This window comes from Microbacterium sp. Leaf351 (genome assembly GCF_001423825.1).
In the GTDB taxonomy this organism is placed as follows: domain Bacteria; phylum Actinomycetota; class Actinomycetes; order Actinomycetales; family Microbacteriaceae; genus Microbacterium; species Microbacterium ginsengisoli.
On sequence record NZ_LMPK01000001.1, the window covers coordinates 53,879 to 57,215 of the forward strand.

Annotated in this window: 5 protein-coding genes; 1 reads left to right on the forward strand and 4 read right to left on the reverse strand. The window is 75.2% G+C overall.

Going from position 1 to position 3,337, the window contains the following annotated elements; translation table 11 throughout:
* A partial coding sequence (locus ASG00_RS15930; protein WP_442922551.1) for a THUMP-like domain-containing protein occupies nt 1-569 on the forward strand: 569 nt, incomplete at its 5' end.
* A 55-nt stretch (nt 570-624) separates the two neighbouring features.
* On the opposite strand, the gene ASG00_RS00225 is transcribed toward ASG00_RS15930, so the two are convergent.
* The 4 genes from ASG00_RS00225 to tsaB all read right to left on the reverse strand — a co-directional run.
* Nucleotides 625-1,128, reverse strand: a complete 504-nt coding sequence (locus tag ASG00_RS00225) for a hypothetical protein (RefSeq protein ID WP_056206037.1) — start codon at nt 1,126-1,128, stop codon at nt 625-627.
* The gene (gene tsaD / locus ASG00_RS00230) at nt 1,125-2,195 is read right to left on the reverse strand and encodes a tRNA (adenosine(37)-N6)-threonylcarbamoyltransferase complex transferase subunit TsaD (protein ID WP_056206100.1); all 1,071 of its coding nucleotides are present in this window, start codon (nt 2,193-2,195) and stop codon (nt 1,125-1,127) included. Before tsaD ends, ASG00_RS00225 begins: the two co-directional genes overlap by 4 nt.
* Nucleotides 2,186-2,722, reverse strand: coding sequence for a ribosomal protein S18-alanine N-acetyltransferase (gene rimI / locus ASG00_RS00235; RefSeq protein WP_235557371.1), 537 nt, complete (start codon nt 2,720-2,722; stop codon nt 2,186-2,188). Before rimI ends, tsaD begins: the two co-directional genes overlap by 10 nt.
* A partial coding sequence (gene tsaB / locus ASG00_RS00240) for a tRNA (adenosine(37)-N6)-threonylcarbamoyltransferase complex dimerization subunit type 1 TsaB (protein WP_156456157.1) occupies nt 2,719-3,337 on the reverse strand: 619 nt, incomplete at its 5' end. The genes rimI and tsaB, both read right to left, overlap by 4 nt.

Genomic DNA, 3,337 nt, shown 5'->3' on the forward strand with positions numbered 1-3,337 from the left:
CCGCGTTCGATCGGGCCGAGATCCCCGCGGATGCGGAGGCGCAGTGGATCTCGGTGGACGGATCGACCGTCGAGCTCGTGCTCTTCACCGGCGCGCTCGCCCGCGACGGCGTGCGCCGGGCGGCACTCGTGATCCGCGGGGAGCGCGTGCACGAGATCACGGCGGCCGGGGACGCTCCCGACGTCGACGCACGCCCGGTCGGCGCCTACCTGCACGAACCCGAGGGGGCGGTGATCCGCGCGCGCCTCATCGGCGACGTCGCGCGGGCGCTGGAGGCGGGCACGATCGACCCGCACATCGCCTATCTGACCTCGGACGCCGCGCTCACGAGCCCGTTCGTGCAGAGCTTCCGCGTGCGGGACGAGCTCCCCGTCGCGACGAAACCGCTCGCGAAGGCGCTGCGCGCCCGCGGCATCGGCCGCCTCGAGATCAAGAAGCGGGGCGTCGACGTCGACCCGGCAGCGCTGCGTCGCGCGCTCGCGCTGCGAGGCGATGAATCGGCCACTCTGTTCGTCACCCGCATCGGCGACCGGCGGGTGGCGCTGCTCGCCGACCGCGTCGACGACTGAGCCGCGGGCGCCGGTCGCGACGTCGGCGGGCGAGGGGACCCTCGGCGAGGGACCGTCAGCCGAGCGAGCCGGAGGCGACGACCGCCCAGGTCAGCCACGCCGCACTGTAGAGGATCGACCCGGCGCCGAGCGCGATCGCCCAGATCGCCATCGCACGTCCCGGGGACGGACGCCGCCGGGCCGCGATGCCGAATCCGACCGCGAGCACGCCGAGCGGCAGCATCCATCCGACGACCAGAGAGGCGCCGAGCGCGATGATCGCGGTGCCCAGGCCGAGCGCCGACAGCGGCACCGGATGACGCACCGCCGGCGCCGGCGCCGGCACGTCGAAGACCGTCTGCTCGTGCACGGGCTGCAGGGCGGCGACATCGACGGGCGCCGTGAGCTCGCGCGAGAAGCCGCCACGGTGAGCGCCTGGAAGCGCCGCACTCGCCGGCGGTGTCACCACATCGGGCGAGGGCGGTTCGACCGCGTCGGCACCGTGTGCCGGGAGCGGCCACGCCCCGCCGGCCGTCGCGGCGGACCGGTCCTCCGGGGCCCCCGCGCGCTCGCCGCTCACGCGGGCACCCCCTCGGCCACCTGGATCTCGGTCACCGGCAGCGTCGAGTCCGCGCCGAAAGCGAGGGTCGAGGGTGCGCGGCCCGAGGCGATGAGCTCGGCGGCCAGCGCCGCGATCATCGCGCCGTTGTCAGTGCAGAGGCTGAGCGGGGGGATGCGCACGGTGACCCCGGCAGCCTCGGCCCGCGCCGTCGCGACCTCGCGCAGTCGCCGGTTGGCGATCACCCCGCCGCCGAGCAGGAGCCGGGGCACGTCGAACCGGGCGCAGGCGTCGAGGGCCTTCGTCACGAGGACATCGACCACCGCTTCGCGGAAGGATGCCGCGATGTCGGGCACCGAGGCATCCGCTCCCTGCTGCTCGACATAGCGCGCGACGGCCGTCTTCAGCCCCGAGAACGAGAAGTCGTAGCGGTGCTCGTGCAGATCGGACGCCCGCGCCAGCCCGCGCGGGAAGCGGATGGCGTCCGGGTCTCCGGATGCCGCGGCCCTGTCGATCTCGGGACCGCCGGGGTAGGGCAGCCCGAGGATGCGGGCGATCTTGTCGAACGCCTCGCCGGCCGCGTCGTCCATCGTCTCGCCGAGAAGCTCGACGTCGCTCGTGAGGTCGCGCACGAGCAGCAGCGAGGTGTGCCCACCGCTGACCAGCAGCGCGACCGTCGGGTACTCCAGCGGGGCCGCGTCTTCGGCGAGGATGTCGGCGGCGATGTGCCCGACCAGGTGGTTCACGGCGTACAGCGGCACGCCGAGCCCGGTCGCGAGCCCCTTCGCGGCCCCGATGCCGACCATCAGCGCACCCGCGAGGCCCGGGCCGCTCGTGACGGCGACCGCGTCGAGCTCGGCGAGCGTCACGCCCGCCTCGGCGAGCGCGGCGGCGATCGAGGGCTGCAGCGCCTCGAGGTGGGCGCGGGCCGCGACCTCGGGCACGACGCCGCCATAGCGGGCGTGCTCGGCCATCGAGCTCGCGATCGTGTTGCTCAGCAGGGTGCGGCCGCGCACGATGCCGATGCCGGTCTCGTCGCAGCTCGTCTCGATGCCGAGCACGAGGGGCTGGTCACGGTTCACGTGCACCACGCTCCCCGGGCGGTATCGGCGGGGCCCTCACCGGCGGCGGGGCTCTGTGCGGCGGCCGTGTCCTCTGCGGCGCCGCGCCAGGCCGCGACATCCAGGCTCATCACGATCGCATCGACGTCGTCGGGCTGGTAGTAGCGGGGGCGCCGGCCGACCTCGACGAACCCCTCGGAGCGGTACAGCGCCTGCGCGACCGGATTGTCGTCGCGCACCTCGAGGAACACCTCGGCGACGCCCCGCGCGGCGGCCTCCGCGAGCAGGTGCCGCAGCAGCGCTCGCCCCTGACCCCGCCCCCGCGCCGCGCTCTCGAGCGCGATGGTCTGGACGTCGCCGTCGCGCCCGCCCCACGGGGCGCGCAGCCCCGCATAGCCGATCAGACGGCCGGCCTGCTCGACGACGTAGTAGCGCCCGTGCGGCGAGCGCAGCTCCTCGCGCATCATCGGCTCGCTCCACGCGTCGGTGGGGAACGCCGCGTGCTCGAGGGCCATGATGGCGGCGAGGTCGTCGAGGGTCGCGTCGCGGATCACGCCGTCACCCGCTTCGGGGCGCCCGGCAGGGTCACGTCGGGAGAGCGCAGGTAGAGCGGCTCGTCGCGCGTGAGCACGCGCGACGCGGCGACCGCCCGGGCGCCGGCGAGCGCGAGCAGCGCCGCCGGGATGGATGCCGCATCCTCGCGTCGCGCGCCCCGCTCGGCGAGGGCAGCGTCGAGGTCGGCGCGCGGCGCGAGTGCCGCGTCGCCGATCCGCACCGGCAGCCCGTCGTCGTCGAGTCCCTCGTAGACCGAGTAGGCGAACTCGCGGCGGCGCGCGTCGGTGACGACGGCGAAGCGGCCGGCATCGTCGCCTGCGATCGCGGCGCGCAGCAGGATCGACAGGGCGACCGCGTCGTGACTCGGAACCGCGATCACGGGAAGGTCGCGGGCCAGCGCGAACGTGCGCGCGGCGGCGATGCCGATGCGCAGGCCGGTGAAGGGCCCCGGTCCCATGCCGGCGACGACCTGCGTGAGGGCGGTCGGCGCAGGCGCGTCGACCTGCGCGCCGATCGCGGCGGTGACGGATGCCGCGGCCAGCGCTGCGGCGAGCAGATCGCCGATCACCTCGGCATGGCCGAGCGGATTCGCACTCGTCGCCTCGGAGCGCACC